Genomic DNA, 24,679 nt, shown 5'->3' with positions numbered 1-24,679 from the left:
GGGTCGACATGCTCTTGGCCCTACCTATGCGCGGAGACGCGAATGGTGTCCAGTAGTGTTTGGTCGTCAGTCTCACTTGGGAAGGGAAAGGCGCCCCGTGGGTTCGAACGGCACGCCCGGAGTGGAGGAGCGACCGGCAGGTTCTGCCGGCGCCACACGGCCGGCGAAGCGTCGCCTGCTGGTCGGCAGTGCAGTGGTGCTCGGCACCCTGCTGCTGACCGGTTGCTCGACGGCGACCACTGAGCAGTGGAAACGACTCGGTCTGCCCGAGGGCGCATCGGACCGGACCGAGGCCATCCGCAGCCTCTGGATCGGGGCGTGGATCGCCGCCCTGATCATCGGCGTGATGGTCTGGGGCCTGATCCTGTGGGTTTCGGTGCGGTACCGCAAGCGCAACGACGAGGCACCCCGGCAGGTGCGGTACAACCTGCCGCTCGAGGTGCTCTACACCCTGGCCCCGTTCGCGATCATCGGTGTGCTGTTCTTCTACACCGTCGAGCACGGCAACAAGGTCACGAAGATGGACGCCAACCCCGCGCACACCGTGAACGTGGTGGGCCAGCAGTGGCAGTGGACCTTCAACTACAAGGACACCGTCGACGGGCAGCAGGGCGTCTGGGAGACCGGCACGATGGACAAGCCGGCCACCCTGTGGCTGCCGGTGAACGAGTCGGTCCACTTCGACCTGACCTCGCCGGACGTCATCCACTCCTTCTGGGTGCCGTCGTTCTACTTCAAGCTCGACGTGATCCCGGGCAAGACGAACAAGTTCGAGCTGACCCCGACCAAGACCGGCACCTTCGCCGGCAAGTGTGCTGAGCTCTGCGGGCTCTACCACAGCCGGATGGTCTTCTCGGTCAAGGTGGTCTCCCGCGACGAGTACGACGCACACCTGCGCGAACTGGCCGCCAAGGGCCAGACCGGCGCCGCAACCGGCGGCGCCGACGCCACCACCATTCCCGGCACAGGGGGCGAGAAGTGACCGACTTCGCCGAGCGCACCGGCGCTATCGGTAGCACCAGCGTGCTGCCCCGTCGGCGCAGCAAGGGTGCGTTGCTGGTCAAGTACCTGACCACGACGGACCACAAGCTGATCGGGCACATGTACCTGATCACGTCGTTCGCGTTCTTCCTGATCGGCGGCGTGATGGCGCTGCTGATCCGCGCCGAGCTGGCCAAGCCGGGCCTGCAGATCGTGAACGAAGAGGTGTACAACCAGCTCTTCACGATGCACGGCACGATCATGCTGCTGCTGTTCGCGACGCCGCTGTTCGTCGGCTTCGCGAACGAGATCATGCCGATCCAGATCGGCGCCCCCGACGTCGCGTTCCCGCGGCTGAACATGTTCAGCTTCTGGCTGTTCCTGTTCGGCGGGCTCATCACGATCAGCGGCTTCTTCACCCCGGGCGGTGCGGCCGACTTCGGCTGGTTCGCCTACGCCCCGCTGTCGAACGCGGTCCGTTCGCCGGGCGTCGGCGGCGACCTGTGGATCATGGGTCTGTGGATGGCCGGTCTGGGCACGATCCTGGGTGCGGTCAACTTCATCACCACGATCATCACCATGCGCGCTCCTGGCATGACGATGTTCCGGATGCCGATCTTCACCTGGAACATCCTGGTCACGTCGATCCTCGTGCTGATCGCCTTCCCGATCCTGGCGGCGGCGCTGCTGGTGCTGGAGGCGGATCGAACACTCGGGGCCCATGTCTTCGACGCGGCCAACGGCGGGCCGATACTGTGGCAGCACCTGTTCTGGTTCTTCGGGCATCCCGAGGTGTACATCATCGCCTTGCCGTTCTTCGGCATCGTGACCGAGATCCTGCCGGTCTTCAGCCGTAAGCCGGTCTTCGGCTACATCGGTCTGGTCAGCGCGACCCTCGGTATCGCGGTCCTCTCGGTGGCGGTGTGGGCACACCACATGTTCGTCACCGGCGCGGTGAACCTGCCGTTCTTCTCGTTCATGACGTTCCTGATCGCGGTCCCGACCGGCGTGAAGTTCTTCAACTGGATCGGCACGATCTGGGGCGGGTCGGTCTCGTTCGACACCCCGATGCTCTGGTCGGTGGGCTTCCTGACCACCTTCCTCTTCGGCGGTCTGACCGGCGTCATCCTGGCCTCGCCGGCGCTGGACTACCAGCTGTCCGACTCGTACTTCGTGGTCGCGCACTTCCACTACGTCGTCTTCGGCACCGTGGTCTTCGCGATGTTCGCGGGGTTCTACTTCTGGTGGCCGAAGTTCACCGGGCGGATGCTCGACGAGCGGCTGGGCAAGTTGCACTTCTGGTTGCTGTTCATCGGCTTCCACACCACGTTTTTGGTGCAGCACTGGCTCGGCGTCGAGGGCATGCCGCGGCGTTACGCGTCGTACGGCGCCAACGAGGGCTTCACCACGCTGAACGAGGTGTCCAGCGTCGGCGCCTTCATCCTGGGCGCGTCGATGCTGCCGTTCTTCTACAACATCTACAAGTCCCGGAAGACGCCGCCGGTGGGTGTCGACGACCCGTGGGGCTGGGGCCGCTCGCTGGAGTGGGCGACCAGTTCGCCGCCGCCGCGGCACAACTTCGAGAAGCTGCCCCGGATCCGTTCGGAGTCCCCGGCGTTCGACCTGCACCACGCCGACCTGGCGCTCGCGGAGTACCCGGACAACCGGGCCGGCAAGGACAACCTGCTGGACGCGGGTGAGGACCAGGGCCGCGTCGAGCACCTGGTCGAGCAGGTCGAGTCCGATGCCGGGAACGACGGGAAGGACAAGGCGTGAAGGTCGAAGCCTGGGTCTTCGGGATCCTGAGTGTGTTCGTGCTCGTCGTCACGCCGATCTACTGGCTGATGTCCGAGGACCCGACCGGCACCACCGCACTGGTGATGACGTTCTTCCTGTCGCTGCTGGTGGCGTTCTACCTGAGCGTCACCGCCCGGCGGATGGACGCCCGCCCGGAGGACCGCAAGGAAGCGGAGATCGTCGAAGGGGCGGGCGAGCTCGGCTTCTTCCCGCCGTACTCCTGGTGGCCGCTGTGGTGCGCGCTGACGCTGGCGGTGGTTGTCCTCGGCATCGTCTTCGGCTGGTGGCTGTTCATCGCCGGCTGCGGCATCGGCATCGTCACGCTGAGCGGGTTCATCTTCGAGTACTACCGCGGTGACCACGCTCACTAGTTGAGAGTCGTACGAGAAACGCCGTCCGGGAACGAACCGGGCGGCGTTTTCGTGCGTCTGTAGTACTGCGAACCGGTACGGAGAGTCGTGGACTGTACCGGAACGGCTCGTGCGGATGCACAGAAATGTCGCTGCGGCAGGTTACCCTTACCGCGGTCTGACTAAACAGGGGAGAACTGGGGAATGGTGAGCGGTTCGGTGAGGAAGCACGGCCTTGCCGTGGCGGGGATCTGCGTCCTGCTGCTAGCGGGTACGGCCTGTAGTGACACAGAGGCCGGCGGCGGAACTGGCGGCGGCGGGCAGTCGACACCCAGCACGTCCCAGAGCAACTCCCCAGGTGCCTCCAGCACCCCAGGGAACTCGACGACACCGTCCGAGACCCCGGCGTCGGCCAGCATCGCGATCGTGCCCGCCAAGGGCGCGTCGTCGGTGCAGCCGGACAAGCCGGTGACGGTGACCACCACGGCCGGCAAGCTGACCGCGGTCACGCTCAAGGACGACGACGGTGACAAGGTGACCGGCAGCTTCAACGCCGACAAGACCCAGTGGACGTCGTCGCCGCAGCTCAAGCCCAGCGCGACGTACACGGTGAGCGGCTCGGCGGAGGGCACTGACGGCGCCACCGTGCCGATCAGCTCGACCTTCAAGACGCTGAAGGCGTCGAAGAGCCTGAAGGCCTCGGTCGTCCCGCTGAACGGTGAGACCGTCGGCGTCGCGCTGCCGATCCAGATCTTCTGGAACAACCCGGTCAAGGACCGCGCCGCGGTCGAGAAGCGGCTCTCGGTGAAGACCTCGGTCCCGGTCGACGGCAGCTGGCACTGGGTGAACAGCAAGCAGGTCAACTACCGCCCGAAGAACTACTGGCCGGCCGGCACCAAGGTGACCGTCGACATCGGCACCCTGGGCGTCAACGCGGGCAACAACACGTGGGGCACCGCGAGCCGGACGATCGCGTTCACCATCGGCAAGTCGGTGGTCACCAACATCAACGTCAAGAAGCACACGATGACGGTGACGATCAGCGGCAAGCTGGCCCGGACCATCCCGATCACCGCCGGCAAGGACGGCTTCACCACCCGCAGCGGGGTGAAGGTGATCATGGAGAAGTTCCCGGTGAAGCGGATGGACGCGGCGACGGTAGGCCTCAAGCCCGGCGACCCGGAGTACTACAACATCCCGGACGTGAAGTGGGCCCAGCGGGTCACCAGCTCCGGCGAGTTCATCCACGGCGCCCCGTGGTCGTCCGGCAGCCAGGGCAGCTCCAACGTCAGCCACGGCTGCGTCGGCATGAGCCTCAAGGACGCCCAGTGGTACTACAACCAGACCCTCCGCGGCGACCCGGTGATCGTCACCGGCACCACCCGCCACATGGAGCCCGGTAACGGCTGGACCGACTGGAACGGCACCTGGGCCGCCTACAAGGCCGGCTCCGCCCTCTCCTGACACACCAAGACGCGACAGCCTCCTCCCCGCATGCCCGCGGGCAGGAGGCTGTTGTGTTTTCACCATGGCTGGCTCAGCCCGCCGGTACGTCGGCCAACGCGAAGTCAGCCGCTTGCTGAAGGACCGCCTCATCGGCCCTCCATCGCGAGCGCTGGGAACTGCGGTGCTGTCTGGGTGGTGGTTCTGCCCAGCTGGGGCGGGCGACCTCGACGAGGCCGTCGGTGATGGTGACACTCCACTGACCGTTGTGCAGGTCGACGTGGTGGCGCCGGCACAAGAGCGCGAGGTTGGAGGTCTTCGTCTCGCCGCCGTCGATCCAGGAGCGCAGGTGGTGCGCGTCGCACATGATCGGCGGGGCTCCACAGATGACGCAGCCCTGGTCGCGGGCGTTGAGGGCGCGACGCATCGCACGGGTCACCAGGCGTTCGCTGCGGCCCACGTCCAGCGGCTCGGAGTTCGTGCCGAGCACGAGCGGGATGATCCGTGCGTCACAGGCCAGGCGCCGTACGGTGGCGGCCGACAGTCCGTCGCCGTACACCACCTGTCCGCTCGCGGTCGCCGCCTTCAGGTCCTCGAAGTCGATGGTGACCGTCAGCTGCGCCTTGGCTCCGAACCCGGGCACCACGTCCGACGCGGGGTCCGTCTTTTGCGCGGTGTCGGTCGCTGCGGCGGCGATGCTGAGGGTGGCAGACAGCGCGTCGGCCTGGCGCTTCTCGCGGGAGCGCGGGTCGTGTTCGCCGTCGGCGGTCTTGTGAGGGCGGGCACCGGCGTGGATCAGGGCACGGAAGAGTTCGGCGTTCTCGTTGGCGAGGTAGCCGCGGAACTTCACTCCGCGATCCGCCGGGGCGAAAGTCAGCGACTCGCGGGCGTAGGCCTTGGCTTCTTCCGGCTCGGGGCCGTCGGTGTCCAGGATGTCCCGCATCTCCTTGCCGGCCTGGCGCAGCTCACTCGGTGAGAGGTGTGCGGCGAGCTTCACCAGTTGCCGCTCGGCCGCGTCGCGATCAGCGACCGGCACGTGCGACGGAACCCGTTCCAGCGCAGACACGATCGCCTCCGCCTGTGCCGGCCGCAGCAACCACTCACTCCCGTCGTCCTCGGTGCTGTCGTCGAGGGCGCTGGCTACGGCGGGGTACTTCGGCAGGGCCTGGGCGAGTCGGAGCGCTCGGCGTGCCACCGGTGCATCCTGGCGGTACCGGAACTGCAGGAGCTCCGCGGTGTCCCGGGCGCCGAGTTCAGCGGCGTACCCGGTGCTTTCGATAGCAGCGATCACCGCGAGCCGGTACCTCTCCCGGTGGGCGGCCTCAGCTTCCAGCGCGTCGAGAGTCGACAGCAGTTCGCTGCCACTCATCGACCACACCGGCCGCTCGCCCAGGAGTTCCATGGCGTCGACCCTAGAACGCCCGACCGCCGAGCGACGAACCAGAATCCCCTTATTTTGTGGGCAATTCGTGGGCCCACACAGCCCACACCTCGTCCGCATGGAGTGACGGGAGGGAGTGGTGGGTCGCGGTTTCGAGTTGTACGACGATTGCGGCGGGGGAGAGTGTGGTGACTCGGCGGGTCAGGTGGGCGGCGTTGTGGCTCTTGCTGCGGCCCGCGACGAAGACCAGGGGAGCGAGGTCGCGCAACTGGTCGTCCGTGGGCCGTTTGGTGCGGACGAATGGGGTTGAGGGCTGCTCCGCGGCCAGGCCCGCCAGCTCCAGGACCTGGGGATCGATCGGAAGCCCTTGCGTCTCCCAGCGCAGGAACGAGACCGTGCGCTTCCGAGACGGTCGCAGCAGGCTCGGCAGAGCCCGGAGGATGTACGGCGCGCGCAACCCGACGTAGCAGTCCGTCGGGTCGAGCAGGGCCAGGCGCTCGACGCGCTCCGGGTGCTCGATCGCGTACGTGAGCGCGATCCAGGCGCCGTACGAATGACCGCACAACGCCGCCCGGCTGATGCCGAGTCCGTCGAACGTGTTCGTTAGCCACGTATGCAGGTCGGCCGGCGTCTTGGGTGTCCGACCAGTGTTCGTACTGCGACCCGCGTCGACGATCAGATCGATCGCGTAGACGCGGTACCGCTCAGCAAGCCGCGGCGCGATCGCGAACCACACCGGCGACGTCGCGCCGTGCCCCGGAAGCAGTACGACGGGTGGTCCGTCCGCGGGACCGCACGCGTTGACGTGGGTCGTACCGAACTCGTCGGTGAGCTCGAGCTGCTTGACCGGCACATCCCAGCGGGCGAGGAGAGCGTCGTACGCGTCGTGAAAGCTCATGCTGCCGAGAATAGCTCACTCAGTGAGGTAAATTGTCAGGCATGCGTGAAGGAGTGACACCGACCGACCCGGAACGGGCCGCCGCACTGGACGTGGTGCACCTGCTCCGGGAGGTCGCCCTGAGGCTCGACCTGGCGGTCGGGGAGTTCGCCCGTACGACGGGCTTGCACAGGACCGACGTACGCGCGCTGGTGCGCCTCCTGGACGCCGAACGCGCCGGAGTGGAGGCGACGCCCAGCTGGCTCGCTCAACAGCTTGGAATGACCTCTCAAGCAACGACGGCCGTCATCCACCGCCTGGAGGCAGCAGGGCACGTCGAACGCCTGAGAAGCCGCACGGACGGCCGCAGCTCCCGCCTCCAGGTCTCCGATACCGCCGTAGCCTTCGGCTGGCAGTTCTTCGGCCCACTCCTGGACCGCCTGATCACCACCACCCAGGCCCTCGACCCCGGCCGGCAGGCCCTGGTGAAGGACTACCTGACCGCAGTCTCTGACGCACTGGCATAACAGAAAGGGCCCCGGCGAGTGCCGGGGCCCAGTCTGTGTTCGTACGACGTCAGGAGCGGTCGCTGGTGACCTCTCGGTAGGTTTCCGTGTCCTCCGTCAGCTCGTGGATCTCGTCGGCGTCGTGAGCGTGCTCGTGCGCCTCCTCGAGCTCCTGAGTGGTCGGCTTCTGTACGGCGTCGGCGTAGTAGAAGCGGGAGAGCGCGGCGCGGGCCTTGTTGAGCGCCCGACGCGGGGCGCGGACGCCGTTCTCGTCGGTGTCCGGGCCGATCTCGTGCGGCACGAGGCGGTCCCGCGCGGTGATCGAGTACGCCTCGTACGTCGAGATCGGCTGGTGCTTCTCGGTGTACTTGCCCTCGGGGGAGCGCATGATCACACCGGTCTCCAGACCGTGCAGCAACCGGTCGTGGTCGGCCCGCTGCAGCGAGATCGCCCAGCGGCGCGCGATCCAGAAGCCCAGGATCGGGCCGAGGATCACCGCGAACCGCAGGAACCAGGTCACGTGGTTCAGCGACAGGTTGAAGTGGGTGGCGATCAGGTCGTTACCGCCGCCGATCCACAGCATCGCGTAGAAGGTGATGAACGCGACGCCGATACCTGTCCGGGTCGGCACGTCCCGCGGCCGGTCGAGCAGGTGGTGCTCGCGCTTGTCACCGGTGATCCAGCCCTCGATGAACGGATAGAGCGCGACCAGCGTGACGAACGCCGGCGGCACGATCAGCGCCGGGATGATCAGGTTCCAGCTGAGTGTGATGCCCCAGAAGTGCGACTCGAATCCGGGGAATATTCGCACCGAGCCTTCCAGCCAGCCCATGTACCAGTCCGGTTGCGCACCCGCGGTCACCTCGGCCGGGTTGTACGGCCCGTACAGCCAGACCGGGTTGATCTGCATCAGTGCACCCATCAGTGCGGTGATGCCGAAGACCACGAAGAAGAAGCCGCCGGCCTTGGCCGTGTACACCGGGAACAGCGGGTAGCCGACAACGTTCTTCTGCGTCCGGCCGGGACCGGCGTACTGCGTGTGCTTGTGGTACACGACCAGGAACAGGTGGGCCGTGACCAGCGCCAGGATGATGCCCGGTATCAGTAGCACATGGACGATGAAGAACCGGGCAACGAAGTCGTCGCCGGGGAACTCACCGCCGAAGATGAAGAAGTTCATGTACGTGCCGACCACCGGTGACGCCTGGATCATGCCGTTGGTGATCCGTAGACCGGTGCCGGACAGCAGGTCGTCGGGGAGGCCGTAGCCGAGGAAGCCCTCGATGATGCCGAGGAAGAGCATCCCGAAACCGATCAGCCAGTTCAGCTCACGCGGCTTGCGGAACGCGCCGGTGAAGAACATCCGCAGCAGGTGCACCATCATCGCGGCGATGAACAGCACGGCCGCCCAGTGGTGGATCTGCCGCATCAGCAGACCGCCGCGGACGTCGAACGTGATGTCCAGCGTGGAGGCGTAGGCCTCCGACATGTGCAGACCCTTGAGCAGGCTGTACGAGCCCTGGTACTCGACCTCGGCCATCGAGGGCTTGAACCAGAACGTCAGGAAGGTGCCGGTCAGGATCAGGATGATGAAGCTGTAGAGCGCGATCTCGCCCAGCATGAAGGACCAGTGGTCCGGGAAGATCTTCCGCAGGTTCTTCTTCCCGATCTTCGCGATGCCGAGGCGATCGTCGACCCACTTGACCGGTCCAGGGAACTCTGTGTTTGTTGACACTGTTGTCACCCTCGTTCGAAGAAGCTCGGGCCGACCGGCTCGTGGAAGCCGCTCTGCGCAACCAGGTAGCCCTCACTGTCCACTGCCAACGGTAGCTGAGGCAGCGGGCGGGCAGCAGGGCCGAAGACGACCTTGGCGCTGTCGGCCAGGTCGAAGGTCGACTGGTGGCACGGGCACAGCACGTGGTGCGTGGTCTGCTCGTACAGCGAGATCGGGCAGCCGACGTGGGTGCAGATCTTCGAGTAGCACAGGATGCCGTCGATGCCCCAGTTCTCCCGGCCCGGCTTGGTGCGGATCTCGCTCGGCTTGATCCGGACGACGATCACCGCGGCCTTCGCCTTGGCGTTCTGGTACTCCGACGCGTTCTCCTCCTGCAGCGGGGCCAGGTTGGCCGGCGCCGCGTTGACCAGCTGGCCGACGACCAGGTCGGACGGCTTGATCGGGCGGTCGGTGACGTCGTTGACGACCCGGATGCCCTTCGCCCAGATCGTGTTGTAGAGCGCCCGGCCCGGCAGCGGACCGAGGTCGCGGAGCAGCACGACGGCCGGTAGGCCGAGGACGCCGAGCGCGCCGATCAGCGAGTTGCGGATCATCTTGCGCCGGCCGAAGCCGGACTCCTCCGTGCCTTCCTTGAAGGCCTCGGTGATCTCGGCGATCTGCTGCGGCGACGAGTGAGCGGCGTGCCGCTCCTCGGAGATCTCCTCGTCGACCATCAGCTTCTTGGCCCACTGGATCGCACCGGCCCCGATCAGGAACAGCGCGAGCCCGATGCACAGGCCGATGATCATGTTGTTCGCGTTGCCGGACAGCGGGCCGAACTCGAGGATCGAGTCCCGCGGTACGGCGAAGTACGCCACGCAGGAGCCCAGCACCAGCAGCGTCGCCAGGCCGAACATCCCCGACACCTGGCGCTCGACGCGGTCGGCCGCCTTCGGGTCGATGTCGGTGATCCGCGGCTCGTGCGGCTCCACACCCGGGTCCGCGATCGGTTCGGCCACCTCGACGGTGCCGTGCGCGTCCTCCGGCTTCACCGGCAGATTGTCGTTGCTCATTCGGCCTTCGCTCCCTTGGCCCTGACGCCCTTGGCGCCGATCCAGACCGCTACTGCTACCAGCAGGCCGATCCCGACGAACCAGCCCCACAGGCCCTCGGACACCGGGCCGAGCCGGCCGAGTCCGAACCCGCCCGGGTCCTTCTGAGTCTCCAGCGCCTTCAGGTACGCGATGATGTCGCGCTTGTCCTCCGGCTGCATGACCTGGTCGGAGAAGACCGGCATCTGCTGCGGGCCGGTCAGCATGGCCTCGTAGATGTGCTTCTCACTGACGCCCATCAGCGACGGTGCGTACTTGCCGTTCGGCAGCGCGCCGCCGCGACCGGCGAAGTTGTGGCAGGCCGTGCAGTTGGTGCGGAACAGCTCGCCGCCACGGGTGACCTGCTCGTCGGTGGCCTTGCTCACGTCGTACGACTCGGAGCCCGGGACCGAGGGGCCGGGGGCGAGCGAGGCGACGTACGCGGCCAGGGCCTCGATCTCCTCCTCCGAGTACGCCGGGGCCTTGCGCGGGATCTGCGCGCCCGGCTGCACCGCCGGCATCCGGCCGGTGCCGACCTGGAAGTCGACCGCGGCCGCGCCGACGCCGATCAGCGACGGGCCGGCCATCTTGCCCTCGCCGTTCCCGCCGCCCTCGGCGTTCAGGCCGTGGCAGCTGGAGCAGCCGACCGCGAAGAGCTTCTTGCCCTCCTCGATCTGCTGCGACTGGGCCGAGTTGTCCGCCACGGCGTTGTCAGGGGCGAAGGCGGCGTACGCCGACCCCACTGCCAGGAGGCCGAACAGGAGCACGACGAGGCCGGCGGACCGGTGCCGTCGTCGCGCGGAGAGAAAGCGCGCCGGTGACAAGGAAGGTCTCTTCTCACTCATTTGAGCAGGTAGATGGTCGCGAACAGGGCGATCCAGACCACGTCGACGAAGTGCCAGTAGTACGACACGACGATCGCCGAGACGGCCTGTTCGTGGGTGAACTTACGAGCCATGTACGTCCTGGCCAGGACGAACACGAAAGCGATGAGGCCGCCGGTCACGTGCAGACCGTGGAAGCCGGTGGCCAGGTAGAACACCGATCCGTACGCGTTCGACGAGATCGTGATGCCCTCGTGCACCAGTTCGGCGTACTCGGTCACCTGGCCGGCGATGAAGACCGCGCCCATCACGTACGTGAGGATGAACCACTCACGCATGCCCCAGGAGCGGATGTTCAGCACCGAGCCGGTCCGGCCGACGCGGCCGTGCTCGGCCGCGAAGACACCGAACTGGCAGGTGAAGGACGACGCCACCAGGATCGTCGTGTTCACCGCGGCGAACGGGACGTTCAGATGGTGCGTCATGACCTCCCACAGCGTCTCCGTGCCCGGAGCGGCTGCGGCGGTCGTCACCGACCGGATCGTGAAGTACGCCGCGAACAGGGCGGCGAAGAACATCAGTTCGCTCGAGAGCCAGACGATCGTGCCGACACTGACCATGCTGGGACGGTCGTGGTGTCCGTGTTCACGAGACGCTGGGAGCGCGGTTGCAGTGGCCACGCGGTCATTATGTCGGTCCTCGTATCAACTGACACGACCACCCCCATGCATGTCGGCAACTAAGTGTTTCTACTGTGGAAGCGTGCTTCCCCTTCACGCCACGCCCGGCGACCGGATCGAGCCGCTGACGCCGGTCAGGTTGCTGACGGCATGGACCTTCGAACCGGTGTTACTCGCCGTGATCGTCGTCCTCGGAGCGGTCTATCTGTACGGCGTCCACAGGCTGCGCAAACGCGGTGACAAGTGGTCCCGCGGCCGGACGTTCGCGTTCGTCGGCGTGGGGCTGGGAAGCGCCGTGATCGCCACCCAGTCGGCGATCGGCACCTACGACACGGTCCTGATCAGCGTGCACATGGTGCAGCACATGATCCTGTCGATGCTGACCCCGCTCGCGTTGGCGCTCGGCGCGCCGGTCACGCTGGCGCTCCGGACGCTGCCGCAGCAGCCGCGGAAATGGTTGCTCTCCGTGTTGCACTCGCGGTTCGCGAAGGTGATCTGCTTCCCGATGGTCGGCTTCACGCTGTTCGTCCTGAGCCCCTGGGCGCTCTATTTCAGCGGCTGGTACGACGCCACGCTCCGGTCGGCCGTGCTGCACGACTTGCTCCACGTGCACTTCATCCTGGTCGGCTCGCTGTTCTTCTGGCCGCTGCTCGGGCTCGACCCGGTGCCCGGCCGGGTGATCTACCCGTTCCGGCTGATCCTGACGTTCCTCACACTGCCGTTCCACGCCTTCCTCGGCATCACGATCATGTCCGCGAACAAGCTGATCGCCGAGGACTGGTACACCAGCTTCGGCCGCTCCTGGTCGCCGTCGCCGCTGCGCGACCAGTACATCGCCGGCGGTCTGTTGTGGGGCTCCGGCGACATCGTGGGACTGGTGTTCTTCGCCGTACTGTTCGTCCAATGGGTGCGTGAGTCACAGCGTGAGGCGCGTCGTGAGGACCGGCGCCTGGACCGGTTGGAGGAACAGGCTCGCCGGACTGGACAGGCGCCCCGGTAGCATTCCGGGTGTCCAGTCGTCTTTTGAACAAGCTTGGGATGGATCGATGAGTTCAGAGCGTCCGCTGAAGGTCCTGGTCTACAGCGACGACCGTACGACGCGGGAGTCCGTCCGGCTGGCCCTCGGCAAGCGGCCGGCGGCCGATCTGCCCGAGCTCGAGTACGTCGAGTGCGCCACCGAGCCGGCCGTCATCAAGACCATGGACAAGGGCGGGATCGACCTGGCCATCCTGGACGGCGAGGCTGTCCCGGCCGGTGGCATGGGGATCGCCCGGCAGTTGAAGGACGAGATCTTCCAGTGCCCGCCGGTGCTCGTCATCACCGGCCGCCCGCAGGACGCCTGGCTGGCGACCTGGTCGCGGGCCGAGGGCGCGGTTTCGCACCCGATCGACCCGATCAAGCTGGCCGAGGTCACCGCGGACCTGCTCCGCCAGCGGCTGGCCAAGCTGCCCGCCACCACCGCCTGACGCAGGATGGGCGCCTACAGCTGGCCCCAGGTACTCAATCCGCTGCTGCGGCGTGAGGACCTCGAGGCATCCGCCACCGCATGGGCGATGGAGCAGATCCTGTCCGGCGCGGCCTCGCCCGCGCAGCTCGCCGGGTTCGTGATCGCGCTGCGTTCCAAGGGCGAGACGGTGACCGAGGTCGAGGGCCTGGTCGCGACGATGCGCGACTTCGCCACCCGGATCGCGGTGTCCGGCCGGACGCTCGACGTCGTCGGCACCGGCGGTGACCAAGCCCACACGGTGAACATCAGCACGATGTCCGCGATCGTCGCCGCGGGCGCCGGCGCGAAGGTGCTGAAGCACGGCAACCGCGCGGCGTCGTCGGCCTGTGGAGCGGCCGACGTCCTCGAGGAACTGGGCATCCCCCTCGACCTGACCGCGGACCAGGTGGCCGAGGTGGGGGAGCGGGTCGGGATCACATTCTGCTTCGCTCCGGCGTTCCACCCCGCGTTGCGGCATGCCGCCGTACCTCGTCGTGAGCTCGGGGTGCCGACCACGTTCAACTTCCTGGGTCCGCTCGCGAACCCGGGCAACCCGTCGGCACAGGCAGTCGGTGTCGGCGACGGCCGGATCGCCGGGCTGATGGCCGGCGTACTGGCGCGGCGCGGGATCGACGCGCTGGTGTTCCACGGAGACGACGGGCTGGACGAGCTGACTACGCGTACGACGTCGCAGGTGTGGATCGTCGGCGGTGGAGAGGTCGAGGGGCCGATCACGCTCGACCCGCGGGAGCTGGGCATCGAGCCCGTGTCCGCGGACGCTCTGAGGGGCGCTGACGCGACGTTCAACGCGAAGGTCGTGCGCGCACTCGTCGAGGGCGAGCCGGGGGCGGTGCGGGACGTCGTACTGCTGAACGCCGGCGCGGCGCTGGCGGCGTACACGCCAGAGGCAGGCAGCCTGACGGAGCGGATCCGGACCGGGATGGATCGTGCGGCCGAGGCGATCGACTCCGGGGCGGCGAAGGACGTGCTGGACCGGTGGATCGCTGCCTGCGCCGAGGTGCGCGGCTGATCGTTCGTAATGGAAGGGGCCGGCGGGGTGTTCCCCGCCGGCCCTTTCTACTTGCTCAGCTTCATCTGGGTGACCTTGTAGCGCCAGACGTTCTGCCAGGCCGGGGTGGAGCCCGCGAGGTCGGCGACCGACACCGCCGCCGTACCGTCACCGCGGTCGACGACCGCGATCATGATCGTGGAGAACGTCTCCGGTAGCTTCGCCACCTTGACCGGGACCTTGGCGACGATCTCGTGGCCCGGATGGCCGTTGACCGTGATCGGCTTGTGGACGACGCTGCCCTTGATGACCTGCGTGTCCTTGTCGTACAGGTTGACGAGCGCGCGACCGCCGACCTGGCTCGCAGCCTCCTTGAGACCGGCCGGGGTGTTCGTGTACGCGATCTCCGGCGGGAGCTGACCGAAGGCGACGTAGTTGCCCCAGCTCCTGCCCTTGACGTAGTTGCTGTGCACCGTCAGCCAGATCGCGGCGCCGCCCCACAGACCGGTGCGCTCGTAGGTGTTGCCCCAGGCCGAACTCATGATCGGCATCGTGTCGTTGTTGGAAGCAACCATCTCGGTGCCGAGCACCTTGCCGAACGGCGTCGGCGTCTTCGTCGGCTTCGCCGACGGATTGACCGTCTCCATCGGCTTCCCCACGGTGGGCAACGGCACCGGGGCAACGGCCTCGGCCTTGGTCCAGACCCACCCCACACTCAACCCAGTGGCAGCCAACGCCGCCAACACCAGAACCACAGCCCCAATAGCCCGAGCCCGCCCATTACCCCCCAAGGCAATCGCTCCAGCACCGTCCCCACCCGAGTGCGCCCTCGCCGTACCAGCACCGTGCCCACCCGAGTGCGCACCGACGGCTCCCGCGCGGTGGCCGCCCGAGTGCGCCCCCGCACCCTGCCCACCTGCTTGCGCGCCCGCCGCCCAGGGCCCCTGCCCACCGGCCGACCCAGCACCTTGGCCGGCGCCGGGCCCGCCCGCGGCAGCACCCTGCCCACCCGCCGCTCCAGCACCCTGCCCAGTCGCGCCCGCGGCGTACGGCCCAGCCGCCCGCGAAATCACCTCAGTGAACGCCAACGGCGGCCCACCCTGAGTCCCACCGCGAGATCCCGCCTGCTGTCCACCCTGCGGTCCACCTTGCTGCGGACCCTGCTGCCCACCCTGCGGCCCACGTTGCTGAGGACCCTGCGGCCCGGCCTGCGGTCCGCCCTGCTGAGAGCTCTGCTGACCGAACTGCGGCCGCCCAGGCTGAGGTCCGGTCGCCTGCACCTGCCAGCCACCCGCCTGCTGCACCTGCTGCTGCACACCCCACATCTGCCCCGCCTGGCCCTGCCCCGGACCCGCCTGTGCAGGACCCGGCTGTCCGGGACGTGAGTGCGGTTGCCCCGGTTGCTCGGCTTGTGGTTGGCCTGCCTGTGATTGTGACGGCTGACCCTGCTGTGGCGGCACCGGCCGCTGGCCGCCGTACTGCTGACCAGCCGGAGGAGCCGCATGCTGCGGCCGCACCTGCTGCGGACCCGCCTGGTGCGGTCCTGGCTGCCGCGTGCCTGGCTGCGGCCGTGTGCCCGGCTGCGGTGCGGTCGGCTGCTGGGGGTTCGCTGGCTGCGGGGGCTGGCTGGTCCAGTGCTGTGGTGGGGCTGCGTGCTGCGGCCGGACCGATGGCGGGGGAGGCGGCGCCGGAGCAGGTGACTGCCCGAACAACGCATCCGACGAACCAGCCTGCCCCGAACCCTGCGGCTGTCCCGGACCCTGTGCCTGTCCCGGACCTTGCGGCTGTCCCGGACCCTGTGCCCGGCCGGGGGTTTCCGGCCGGGTGGTTAGCCAGGGGTTGGGGGCGGGAGGCGCTTGAGGAGTGCCGGCCAGGGGGTCGGGGGACTGTGGGCGTGCGGAGCTGTCCGGCGTGCCCTCCGGGGTGTTGGGGCGCGCGGGGTTCTGGTCTTCGTTCTCAGCCAACGTTGATTCCTAGGTAGGCCTGGTCCGCGGCCTTCTTCAGGTCCGGGCGGTTGTTCGGGATGCCGCTGATGTACGCGACCGCGGTCCCGTCACCGAGGTCGAAAACGGCCACCGTCAGGGTAAGCACCCGATCGGTCACCGCGGTCGTCGTCGCGGTCACGGTCTGCTGGAAGACCCAGCCCGCCTTTTCCGTCCGCTTCACGGGGCCGTTGGCGACCGTCTTGAAGGTCACCGGGATGTTCCCGTACATGTTTTCGCGCAGCTTGATCGACAGCGACGCCGCGGTCGCCTTCGGGTCCCCGTTGAACCCGGACCCGGTACCGAGCCCGCCGACGAAGATGTCCGCGCTCCAGTCGTCCTGCTCGACGACGTCCTCCTTCAGGACGATGCGCTGCCCGTTCGAGTTGATCAGCTGCTCGACGAGGCGTTTGCGGTCCGACCACGGCGGGTTCCGGCGCGGGAACGAGATCGCGTCCGACGCGATCCGCCCGGCACCTTCGTGCAGCTTCGGGTCCTTCGACTGACCGGGCTTGGTGCTGGACTGGTTCGTCGGCGAGGGCGAGCCGCTCTGCGTCGTCGTACCGGTCGGATCGGGTTTGGCCGTCGTGTCGTCCCCCTTGGTGAGCAGGACCACCGCAGCGACGATCAGCAGCACGACCGCGACGCCACCGCCGATGATCAACGGCATCTTCCCGCCGAACGGACCACCACCGCCGGAGCTCTTGGACTTCTTCTTGCTCTTACCGTCCCGCTTGCCGACGCCGGAACTCAGGTCGGTCTGACCGCCCCAAGCCTCGTTCCCGTCGTCACCCCACGCACGCTGCGTCTGCTGATCGCCCCAAGCCTGCGTGCCACCCTGCTGCACGCCGGCGCCCTGCTGGGCGCCCCACTGCTGCTGGCCAGTCTGCTGCGCTGTCTGCTGGTTGCTGGACTGCTCCACGGGCCAGGACTGCCCGCCCCATGACTGGTCGCCACCTTGCTGACCGGTCTGGGCGCCTGCAGCTGCCTGCTGTCCCCACGGCCCTGATTCCTGTACGCCGTGCTGGTCGCCTGCACCCCAGCCGTCGTCGGCCGGCGCGGTCTGTGCCGCACCCGTGCTCTGGCCACCGGACTGCTGTCCGCTCCAGTTCTGGTCCTGGGCAGGTGTCTGCTGCTGAGGCTGGTCGCCCCAGAGCTGCACCGGCTGCTCCGGAGCGGTGTCCGTGTCGGACGCCCCCGGCACGGTCCAGAGCGGAGCGGCCTCCTTCGGCGTCTTCGGATCCTCGTCTTCCGTAGCCTCGACACCCCACGCGGGGACGTCGCTCGCCTCCTGGTCCTGCCCGTCTCCGGACTGGCTGCCCCAGTTCGGCTGCAGCTGGCCGGCCGCCTCAGCTTCGTCCACCGCCTGCTCCGCAGCCAGCTCGTCCGCGGCCCGCTCATCAGCCACCAGCGCCGCCCGGTCATCCGCGGCCTGCGCTGCCTGTACGTCGGCGGTGGTTGCAGAGGGTGTGGTCGCTGAGGGGGCGGACTGGGTGGCCGTGGTGTCGTCGGTCGGGTCCGGGGCGAGCTTGAGGGTCCAGCCGCTGGACTGGTCCTCCGGCTGTACGTCGGCGTCAGCCGCGGCCTGTGCTGCTTCGAATTCTGAGATCTCGCGCTGCGTCCAGTGTTCCGGCGGCGCGGGGGCGAGCTCCGGTGCACCCCAGGTCGCGCGGGCACGATCCGCCGGACTCTCGTCCTCCGCAGCAGACGCCGAGGAGGCAGGTTGATCGGCAGAGGGGGAGGGCACAGCGTCCGGCGAGACCGCGCGCAGGCGCGGGCCGCTGGGTGCAGGGTCGTCGTTGCCGGTGGAAGGTGAGTCCCACAGTTGCGGGGTGGCGGCAGGCTGCCACCAGCCGCCTCCGCCTGCTTGCTCGGCCTGAGCCGCGTCGCCGGCACCGGTCTCCTGCACCGCCCGCAGCCCAGGCGCCTGCGATTCAGTGTGCACAGGCTGAACGGGCTGCTGTTCGGTGCCCCAGTTCTCAGGGGGCGTTTGCTGCGGGGCCTGGTTGTCTGGCGTGGGCTGGTCGTACGACGTGAACTGATCGGCCGACCACGGCTGCTCGTTGGCTGACCACGGCTGCTGTTGGGTCTGCTCTAGGTCAGCCGTTCCAGGGTTGCCCTGCTGCTGCGGCCACGGGTCCGGTTGGGCAGGCCAGGACTGTTGCTGGGTCTGCTCGGTGTCTGGGTTGGCCTGTTCGTAGGAGGTGAACTGGTCGGCTGACCACGGCTGCTGGTTCGCGGACCACTGCTGCTGCGACGGGTCTGCGGGGGCGGACTGCTGCTCCGGCCACTGCTGCTGTGCGGACCACGGTTGCTGTTGGGTCTGCTCCTGGTCGGGCGTCGTCGGGTTGCCCTGGTCGTGGGGAGCGCCTTCTGCGGGCCACTGCTGGGTCTGCTCGGAGTTGGGGTCAGTCTGCTCGTACGAGCTGAACTGGTCCGCTGACCACGGCTGCTGATCCGCCGACCAGGGCTGCTGGTTACCTGACCACGGCTGCTGGTTCGCGGACCACTCCTGCTGCGACGGGTCGGCAGGGCCGGACTGCTGCTCCGGCCACTGCTGCTGCCCGGACCACGGCTGCTGAGCGGGCTCAGGCTGCGCGTCCTGCTGCTGCGCAGGCCAGGACTGCTGCGGGCCGGGCTCAGGGTCTGGTTGCGCCGGCCAGGACTGCTGCTGAGCGGGCTCAGGGTCTGACTGTGCGGGCCAGGACTGTTGCTGCGTCGGCTCGGGGTCTGGTTGCGCCGGCCAGGACTGTTGTTGCGCAGGCTCGGCCGGCTCAGAAGGCGTGGGGTCGGCTTTGGCCGTGGACTCGTCGGCCGCGGCGGCTAGCTCCGCGGCCTTGTCCTCGTGCTCGGTCTTGTTGGTCCACTTCTCCCCGTTCCAGAAGCGGATCGTGTGCGGCTGACCGGTGGGGTCGGGGTACCAGCCTGCGGGCGGGTTGCTCATCCGCGTCCTCGCTTCGGCACCGGCGCGGAGGCGCGGACCTGCTCGGCAAGAAACTGACCACGGACGTTCATGTATTCACCGTAACTTCAGCTCGTGTCAGTCGGGTCGGTTAGTCCAGTCCCTGAGGACCTAGACCCCGTTCTCCTCGCCCAGGCTGAACGCCGCTTCCAGGTCGTGGCTCGAGTAGGCGCGGAACGCGATGTGCGTCTCGGTGCTCAGCACGCCCGGCACCCGGTTGACGTGCTCGGGGATGACGGTGGCCAGGTCGTCGTGCCGCGCGACCCGGACGAGGGCGATCAGGTCGAGCCCCCCGGTCACGGAGTACACCTCGCTGACGCCGTCGATGGCCGCCACCTGCTCGGCGACCTCAGGGATCCGTGCGACGTCGGCCTTGATGAACACGATCGCGGTGACCATGCCGTCCTCTCCTAACACCCATCCAGAACTCACACCTCAACGGGCTGAAGCATAGTGCGGCCGAGCCGCCGCAACGCCCTCGAACCCGAGATCCGCGACCTGGTGACGCTGCGCTGGGCGATGGTCCCGCCCGGCGGGGAGAGGCACTTGCCATCGGCATCGATCTTCTCCTGCTCGCCCCTGACGGCCGGATCCGCGCCGACTACCAGTTCATAGAGGCCTAACTGACCCGAGCAGGGCCGAGCGGGCGGAGGCTGCGGCGGCGTTCGGTGGGGTGCTGGTGGTGGTCGGTGTGTGAGTTGTCGAGGCGCGTGAGGTGCCGCCCGGCGCCGCCGACCGGGCAGGTCCAGGTGCCGTCCATCTCGACCAGGCGGATGCCGGGAAGCTCGAGCCAGCGCAGGATCAGCTCGATCTCCTCCGGCGACGCCGCCGCGACCGGCCCGATCCCGGGCAATACCGTCTCCGCCGACGCGCGCAACATCTCCAGATGCGGCCGCGGGTCCGTCCCGCGCGGGCTGAACCCGGCCGCCGCCAGCCGGCCGCGACGGATCACGTGCAACTCCCAGCCGCCGTCGTCGGTCCGCCTGGCGGCACAGATCTCGGCGCACCCGGTCACCGACGCCATCCGCTGCATCCGCGCCGAACTCCGCACGAACGCGCTCAACCGGTCCCGATGGACCGCGGCGTCCTCGAACCGCTCGTCCGCGGACAGTACGTCGATCCGCCGGTCGAGCGCGTCCACCACGGGCGTCGGGTCCACGGTCAGCGCCGAGCGCAGCCCCTCGACGAATTCGCCGTACGAATCCATTGAGATCCGCCCGTCGCAGGGCGCGACGCAGCGGCCCATCTCGGCCAGCACGCACGGCGACAACTGCGGGTGCTTGGACATCCGCGCGGTGCACTGCCGGATCGGGAACGCCTCGTGCAGCGCGGCCATCGCCCGCTCGGCCGTCTTCCGCGAGCTGAACGGCCCGAGATACCCGGCGTCGTCGTCACGCACCTGTTTGACCAGCGACAACCGCGGAAACGGTTCGACCGTGACCTTCAGCCAGTGCTGCCGCTCCGGGAACTTGGACCGCCGGTTGTACCGCGGTTTGTGCTCCGCGATCAGCCGCAGCTCCCGTACCTCGGCCTCCAGCGGCGTCCCGCACTCGATCCCGCGGACGGCGGTCGCGATGCCGACCATCTCGCCGATCCGGTTCCTGGTCTCGGAGGCGGTGAAGTACGAGCGGACCCGCGTGCGCAGGTCCTTGGACTTCCCGACGTACAGCACCTCGCCGCGGTCGTCGGTGAACAGGTACACACCCGGTGCGTGCGGCAACGACTCGGCCAGGTGGCGCTTGGCCCGGACGGCCGGCGCGACCCGGGACGAGAACGTCTGCAGATCCTCCACCGTTTGCACGCCCAACGACCCGACCCGCTCGAACAGCCCGTGCAGCACGTCGACGGTGGCGCGGGCGTCGGACAGTGCGCGGTGGTTCGGCGTGGTCGTCGTACGGAACAGCTTGGCCAGCGTGCCGAGTTTGCAGTTCGGCGCCTCGTCGGGGGTGATCACGCGGCGGGCCAGCAGCGCGGTGTCGACGACCGCGAAGTCGGGCCAGTCGTACCCGTGCACCAGGCTCTCGTGTTTCAGGAAGCCCATGTCGAACGGCGCGTTGTGCGCGACCATCACGCAGCCCTTTGCGAACTCGAGGAACGCGGGCAGCACCGACTCGATCCGGGGGGACGTGGCAACCATCCCGTTCGTGATGCCGGTCAATACGGCGATGAACGGCGGGATCGTCTCCGACGGGTTCACGAGCGTCTGGAACTCGCCGATCACCTCGCCCGCGCGCACCTTGACCGCGCCGATCTCGGTGATACCGCCCTCGCCCGGTGGATTGCCCGTGGTCTCCAGGTCGACGACGCAGAACGTGATGTCGCGCAGCGGCGTACCCAGGTCGTCGAAGCTGTGCTGCACACCGCGGATCGGCAGCAAAGGATCCGAGGCCGTCGCATGCCCTGGGCTGGTCATGGTCACGACGCTAGGAGCCGCCACCGACAATTCCGCAGGTGACACGCCTGCGAGTCGACTAGGCTCTCTATATGCGTACACAGGCGATCACTGCGATTCCGGGCCGGAAGCCCGCTCGCTGTGGTCTGCGTCACTGGCCCAGCAGCTGCTGCCAGCTCGTCGTTCCGGCCGGACTGCGGACCGGTGACTGAGGCCGGCACCGCCGCGAGCTCCGCCGCTACGACTTTGCCTGAACCGGTCCGGCAACGCGTCCTGACCCTCGCCGCGCACGCACTCGGCCAGTTGCCCGCGTCCGACATCCCTGCGCCGCTGCGACGGTTCGCCAGTTTCGCGCCGGCGAAGCGGGCGAAGTTGTCCGCCTCGGTGCTCGGGCCGATCCTGGAGACCGACGACCATTTCCGCCGGCTCGCCGCCTTCGAGGTACGGCGGGAGCACCCGGAACTCGGTGATGCGGTGGCCGACGGTATCGCCGTACCGGCCGCGGATCCGGTCGAGGTCGCCGCGCTCGCGTACCTGCTCCGCCCGGACGACTGGGAGCAGCACATCGCCGCGGCCGCCCAGGTCCCGGTGGAGAATCCGCGCGCCGACGAGGAAGCCGTCAACCGGCTCGCAGACCAGCTCGACCAAGCGCGCACCGAGACCCGGCAGGTCCGCGAACGGCTTCGTGAACAGGTCAACGAGCTCAAGGCCGAGAACGTCACGCTCCGCCGCAAGCTCAACGAGGCGCGGCAGCGGATCACCGGTCTGCAGACCGAGGTCGAGCAACGCACCAAGGAGGCCGAGACCGCCGACGAACGGGTCGACGCGGCGCGGGCCGAAGTCGAGCGTGAGCTGCGCAAGCTCCGCACGCGGATCACCGAACTGGAAGCGGTCGAGCACGCGGCCCGACGTACGGCGGGACAGGAGCGGGAGCTCGCGTCGACGCGCACCCGGCTGTTGCTCGACACGTTGCTCGAGGCAGCGAGCGGCCTGCGCCGCGAACTGGCGCTGCCGCCCGGGGGAGAGCTCCGCCCGGCGGACACCGTGGCCGGCTCCGAGCCCGAGGCGGCCCCGATCGGACGTACGGCGCCTGAGGACGACCCGGCGTTGTTCGACGAACTGCTGGCGTTGCCCCAGGTGCACCTGATCATCGACGGCTACAACGTGACGAAGACCGCCTGGCCGAACTCGCCGTTGCACTCGCAGCGTCAGCGACTCGTCACAGCTCTGGGCGCACTGGTCGCGCAACGCCGGATCGAGGTCACTGTGGTGTTCGACGGCGCCGAGCTGTCGGGTCCGGTGCAGCTGAATCCACCGCGTGGTGTGCGGGTGCGGTTCAGCCCCGCCGGAGTGATCGCCGACGAGGTGATCCGGCAACTGGTCCGCGCCGAGCCCCCCGGTCGCCCGGTCGTGGTCGTCTCCACCGACCGCGAGGTTGCCGACAGCATCATCCAGCTGGGCGCCCGCTCACTGTCCGCGAGCAGCCTGACAGCACGCATCGCACGCACCTGACAACAGAAATTGTCGGCGGGGTTCTCTAGCGTCCTTCTCAGCCGGATGCAAGTCCGGGTGCTTCCCCACTTGGAGGATGTTGTGCTGATCGACTGCGACGCTTGTGTGATGAAGGGTCCCGGCTGCCAGGACTGCGTCGTCACGGTAGTGCTCGGATTCTCGGAGGAACGCTCCGGCAGCCTGCGCATCGACGACGACGAGAAGGCGGCCCTGGACGCGCTCGCCGACTCGGGCCTGGTGCCACCGCTGCGCCTCGTGCACGCGGTCAGTAGTGTCGAGCCGGACATTGCTGCCGAATCGCCTGCCGGAGAAGACGAAACGGCCGTTGGGTCGGGTTGATCCTTCGTTAATTTTCGATCAAACCCGAGGGGCGAATTGCACTGGTCACGAAACGGTCACTACTGTTACGTCTCGTTGCCTCAGGGTGTCGGCCGCTCCGGCCGACCGGGCAGCGGCAAGCCGAGGGAGTGATCCGGCGGATCCCGTGGACAGCTGTCCACGGAGAGCCTGGTCAACGGGGACGGCGCGAGCAGAGGAAGGGACCGACCGGGCTGTGTCCATCGGACGCATCAACCGCACCAGGGGAATCGCCCTCGCCGCCATCACCAGCACCGCTGTCGTCGCGGGAGTGATCTTCATCCAGGGAGCGGCGGACGCCGACCCGAAGCCCACTCTGGAGCAGGCGAAGCAGCAGATCGCCACGCTCCAGCACCAGGCCGAAGAGGCGGGTGAGTCGGCCAACGACCTGCGCGGGCAGATCACCGCGTCGTCCGCCCGGGTGAAGGCCCTGCAGGCCGGTATCGCCAAGCAGCAGGCCCAGGTGGACTCGGTGAAGCGGCAGATCGGCTCGCTCGCGGTGGCCGGCTACCAGACCTCGGGCATCTCCACGACGGCGCAGCTGCTGCTGTCGAGCAACCCGGACCAGTTCCTCAGCCAGGCGTCCACCGCCCAGGCCTTCGCCGGCCAGCAGAACTCGGCACTGCGTCGCTTCCAGGTCGCGCAGGGCAAGCTGACCGACCTGCAGGCGAGCGAACAGACCGAGCTGGCCGCGCTGCAGGCCGTGCAGGCCAAGCAGGACGCGCTCAAGAATCAGCTCCAGTCCAAGCTCGACGCCGCCGAGAAGGTCCTCGACAAGCTCAGCGATGCCGAGCGGAAGCGGATCGAGGAAGAGAACGCCAAGGAGGCGGAGGAGGCGCGCAAGCAGCGCCCGACCCGCGACGGCGACCGGACCGGCGACGACAAGGACCTCCCGAACGTTCCGGCCAGCGGCCGCGCGAAGATCGCGATCAACGCCGCCCTGTCCCAGCTCGGTGACTCCTACGTCTGGGGCGCCGCAGGTCCCAACTCGTACGACTGCTCGGGCCTGACCATGTACGCCTGGGGCAAGGCCGGCGTTTCCCTCTCGCACTCGTCGAAGGCGCAGGCCAGCGAGGGCCGCCGGGTCAGCAAGTCCGAGCTCATGCCGGGCGACCTGGTCTTCTTCTTCAGCCCGATCAGCCACGTCGGCATCTACCTCGGCAACGGCCGGATCGTCCACGCTCCCCGTCCGGGCAAGAGCGTCGAGATCAGCCCGCTCGACGAGAACCCGTACAACACCGCGGTCCGTCCGGGCTGACCTGCCACGTTGACATACTCATCGGCTCCGGGGGTTCTCCCCGGAGCCGATGCGTTTGATGGTGATGCCGTAGTGTC

Annotated in this window: 22 protein-coding genes; 12 read left to right on the top strand and 10 right to left on the bottom strand. The window is 68.2% G+C overall.

The genetic code is table 11. The features are described 5' to 3' along the window. The first annotated feature begins 97 nt into the window (after window positions 1-97). From coxB to EV649_RS02565, 4 genes are all read left to right on the top strand, one after another. Window positions 98-982 (top strand): cytochrome c oxidase subunit II, encoded by an 885-nt coding sequence (gene coxB, locus EV649_RS02580; RefSeq protein WP_130380099.1) that lies wholly within the window; start codon window positions 98-100, stop codon window positions 980-982. Beyond that, entirely contained in the window at window positions 979-2,757 is a 1,779-nt protein-coding gene (gene ctaD / locus EV649_RS02575) for a cytochrome c oxidase subunit I (protein ID WP_130380097.1), read from the top strand. The genes coxB and ctaD overlap by 4 nt, the downstream gene beginning before the upstream one ends. Next, window positions 2,754-3,149, top strand: a complete 396-nt coding sequence (locus tag EV649_RS02570; protein WP_130380095.1) for a cytochrome c oxidase subunit 4 — start codon at window positions 2,754-2,756, stop codon at window positions 3,147-3,149. The genes ctaD and EV649_RS02570 overlap by 4 nt, the downstream gene beginning before the upstream one ends. 198 nt (window positions 3,150-3,347) lie before the next feature. Continuing rightward, window positions 3,348-4,592, top strand: coding sequence for an Ig-like domain-containing protein (locus EV649_RS02565; RefSeq protein WP_241997672.1), 1,245 nt, complete (start codon window positions 3,348-3,350; stop codon window positions 4,590-4,592). A gap of 73 nt (window positions 4,593-4,665) precedes the next feature. On the opposite strand, the gene EV649_RS02560 is transcribed toward EV649_RS02565, so the two are convergent. Next, the gene (locus tag EV649_RS02560; protein ID WP_157996152.1) at window positions 4,666-5,973 is read right to left on the bottom strand and encodes an HNH endonuclease signature motif containing protein; all 1,308 of its coding nucleotides are present in this window, start codon (window positions 5,971-5,973) and stop codon (window positions 4,666-4,668) included. 49 nt (window positions 5,974-6,022) lie between these two features. After that, window positions 6,023-6,850, bottom strand: a complete 828-nt coding sequence (locus EV649_RS02555; RefSeq protein ID WP_130380089.1) for an alpha/beta hydrolase — start codon at window positions 6,848-6,850, stop codon at window positions 6,023-6,025. A gap of 41 nt (window positions 6,851-6,891) precedes the next feature. Between EV649_RS02555 and EV649_RS02550 the strand changes: the two genes are divergently transcribed. Then, a complete protein-coding gene (locus EV649_RS02550; protein WP_130380087.1) occupies window positions 6,892-7,356 on the top strand; it encodes a MarR family transcriptional regulator in 465 nt (154 codons plus the stop codon). A 49-nt stretch (window positions 7,357-7,405) separates the two neighbouring features. Here EV649_RS02550 and EV649_RS02545 read toward each other — a convergent pair whose 3' ends face one another. From EV649_RS02545 to EV649_RS02530, 4 genes are read right to left on the bottom strand one after another with little or no spacing between them, the layout of a single operon-like run. Then, on the bottom strand, window positions 7,406-9,079 hold the full coding sequence (locus EV649_RS02545) for a cytochrome bc complex cytochrome b subunit (RefSeq protein WP_130380085.1): 1,674 nt from the start codon (window positions 9,077-9,079) through the stop codon (window positions 7,406-7,408). After that, the gene (locus EV649_RS02540; RefSeq protein ID WP_130380083.1) at window positions 9,076-10,122 is read right to left on the bottom strand and encodes a Rieske 2Fe-2S domain-containing protein; all 1,047 of its coding nucleotides are present in this window, start codon (window positions 10,120-10,122) and stop codon (window positions 9,076-9,078) included. Before EV649_RS02540 ends, EV649_RS02545 begins: the two co-directional genes overlap by 4 nt. After that, a complete protein-coding gene (locus EV649_RS02535) occupies window positions 10,119-10,985 on the bottom strand; it encodes a cytochrome c (RefSeq protein ID WP_130380081.1) in 867 nt (288 codons plus the stop codon). The genes EV649_RS02540 and EV649_RS02535 overlap by 4 nt, the downstream gene beginning before the upstream one ends. Continuing rightward, complete coding sequence (locus EV649_RS02530; protein WP_130380079.1) at window positions 10,982-11,644, bottom strand: heme-copper oxidase subunit III; 663 nt, start codon at window positions 11,642-11,644, stop codon at window positions 10,982-10,984. Before EV649_RS02530 ends, EV649_RS02535 begins: the two co-directional genes overlap by 4 nt. Before the next feature lie 82 nt (window positions 11,645-11,726). On the opposite strand from EV649_RS02530, the gene EV649_RS02525 reads away from it, so the two are divergent. Genes EV649_RS02525 through trpD form a run of 3 tightly spaced genes read left to right on the top strand, consistent with a single transcriptional unit; the run spans window position 11,727 to window position 14,160 of the window. Then, window positions 11,727-12,644, top strand: coding sequence for a cytochrome c oxidase assembly protein (locus EV649_RS02525; protein ID WP_130380077.1), 918 nt, complete (start codon window positions 11,727-11,729; stop codon window positions 12,642-12,644). Window positions 12,645-12,690: 46 nt separating this feature from the next. Continuing rightward, the gene (locus EV649_RS02520) at window positions 12,691-13,110 is read left to right on the top strand and encodes a response regulator transcription factor (RefSeq protein WP_130380075.1); all 420 of its coding nucleotides are present in this window, start codon (window positions 12,691-12,693) and stop codon (window positions 13,108-13,110) included. Window positions 13,111-13,116: 6 nt separating this feature from the next. Further along, window positions 13,117-14,160 (top strand): anthranilate phosphoribosyltransferase, encoded by a 1,044-nt coding sequence (trpD, locus tag EV649_RS02515; RefSeq protein ID WP_130380073.1) that lies wholly within the window; start codon window positions 13,117-13,119, stop codon window positions 14,158-14,160. A 47-nt stretch (window positions 14,161-14,207) separates the two neighbouring features. Here trpD and EV649_RS02510 read toward each other — a convergent pair whose 3' ends face one another. Then, window positions 14,208-14,894 (bottom strand): hypothetical protein, encoded by a 687-nt coding sequence (locus tag EV649_RS02510; RefSeq protein WP_130380071.1) that lies wholly within the window; start codon window positions 14,892-14,894, stop codon window positions 14,208-14,210. Between the two features lie 393 nt (window positions 14,895-15,287). Between EV649_RS02510 and EV649_RS02505 the strand changes: the two genes are divergently transcribed. Then, on the top strand, window positions 15,288-15,524 hold the full coding sequence (locus EV649_RS02505; protein WP_130380069.1) for a hypothetical protein: 237 nt from the start codon (window positions 15,288-15,290) through the stop codon (window positions 15,522-15,524). Window positions 15,525-16,095: 571 nt separating this feature from the next. Here EV649_RS02505 and EV649_RS02500 read toward each other — a convergent pair. The 3 genes from EV649_RS02500 to EV649_RS02490 form a co-directional block, all read right to left on the bottom strand. Continuing rightward, window positions 16,096-19,065: a hypothetical protein gene (locus EV649_RS02500; protein ID WP_130380067.1), complete on the bottom strand. Its 2,970-nt coding sequence runs from the start codon at window positions 19,063-19,065 to the stop codon at window positions 16,096-16,098. A 129-nt stretch (window positions 19,066-19,194) separates the two neighbouring features. Next, window positions 19,195-19,482 carry an Lrp/AsnC ligand binding domain-containing protein gene (locus EV649_RS02495; protein ID WP_130380065.1) on the bottom strand — a complete coding sequence of 96 codons (288 nt, stop codon included), beginning with the start codon at window positions 19,480-19,482 and terminating at the stop codon, window positions 19,195-19,197. A 220-nt stretch (window positions 19,483-19,702) separates the two neighbouring features. Next, entirely contained in the window at window positions 19,703-21,496 is a 1,794-nt protein-coding gene (locus tag EV649_RS02490; protein ID WP_130380063.1) for a DEDD exonuclease domain-containing protein, read from the bottom strand. 183 nt (window positions 21,497-21,679) lie between these two features. Here EV649_RS02490 and EV649_RS02485 point away from each other — a divergent pair, with 183 nt between their 5' ends. The 3 genes from EV649_RS02485 (at window position 21,680) to EV649_RS02475 (ending at window position 24,602) form a co-directional block, all read left to right on the top strand. After that, the gene (locus tag EV649_RS02485) at window positions 21,680-22,987 is read left to right on the top strand and encodes an NYN domain-containing protein (protein WP_130380061.1); all 1,308 of its coding nucleotides are present in this window, start codon (window positions 21,680-21,682) and stop codon (window positions 22,985-22,987) included. Between the two features lie 81 nt (window positions 22,988-23,068). Beyond that, the gene (locus tag EV649_RS02480) at window positions 23,069-23,326 is read left to right on the top strand and encodes a hypothetical protein (RefSeq protein ID WP_198682272.1); all 258 of its coding nucleotides are present in this window, start codon (window positions 23,069-23,071) and stop codon (window positions 23,324-23,326) included. Window positions 23,327-23,540: 214 nt separating this feature from the next. Then, window positions 23,541-24,602, top strand: a complete 1,062-nt coding sequence (locus tag EV649_RS02475) for a C40 family peptidase (RefSeq protein WP_130380057.1) — start codon at window positions 23,541-23,543, stop codon at window positions 24,600-24,602. The last annotated feature ends 77 nt before the right edge of the window (window positions 24,603-24,679 follow it).

This window comes from Kribbella sp. VKM Ac-2569, assembly GCF_004216905.1.
Classification (GTDB): domain Bacteria; phylum Actinomycetota; class Actinomycetes; order Propionibacteriales; family Kribbellaceae; genus Kribbella.
The sequence above is the reverse complement of the archived record's forward strand: the minus strand, read 5'-3'. Positions and strand labels throughout refer to the sequence as shown.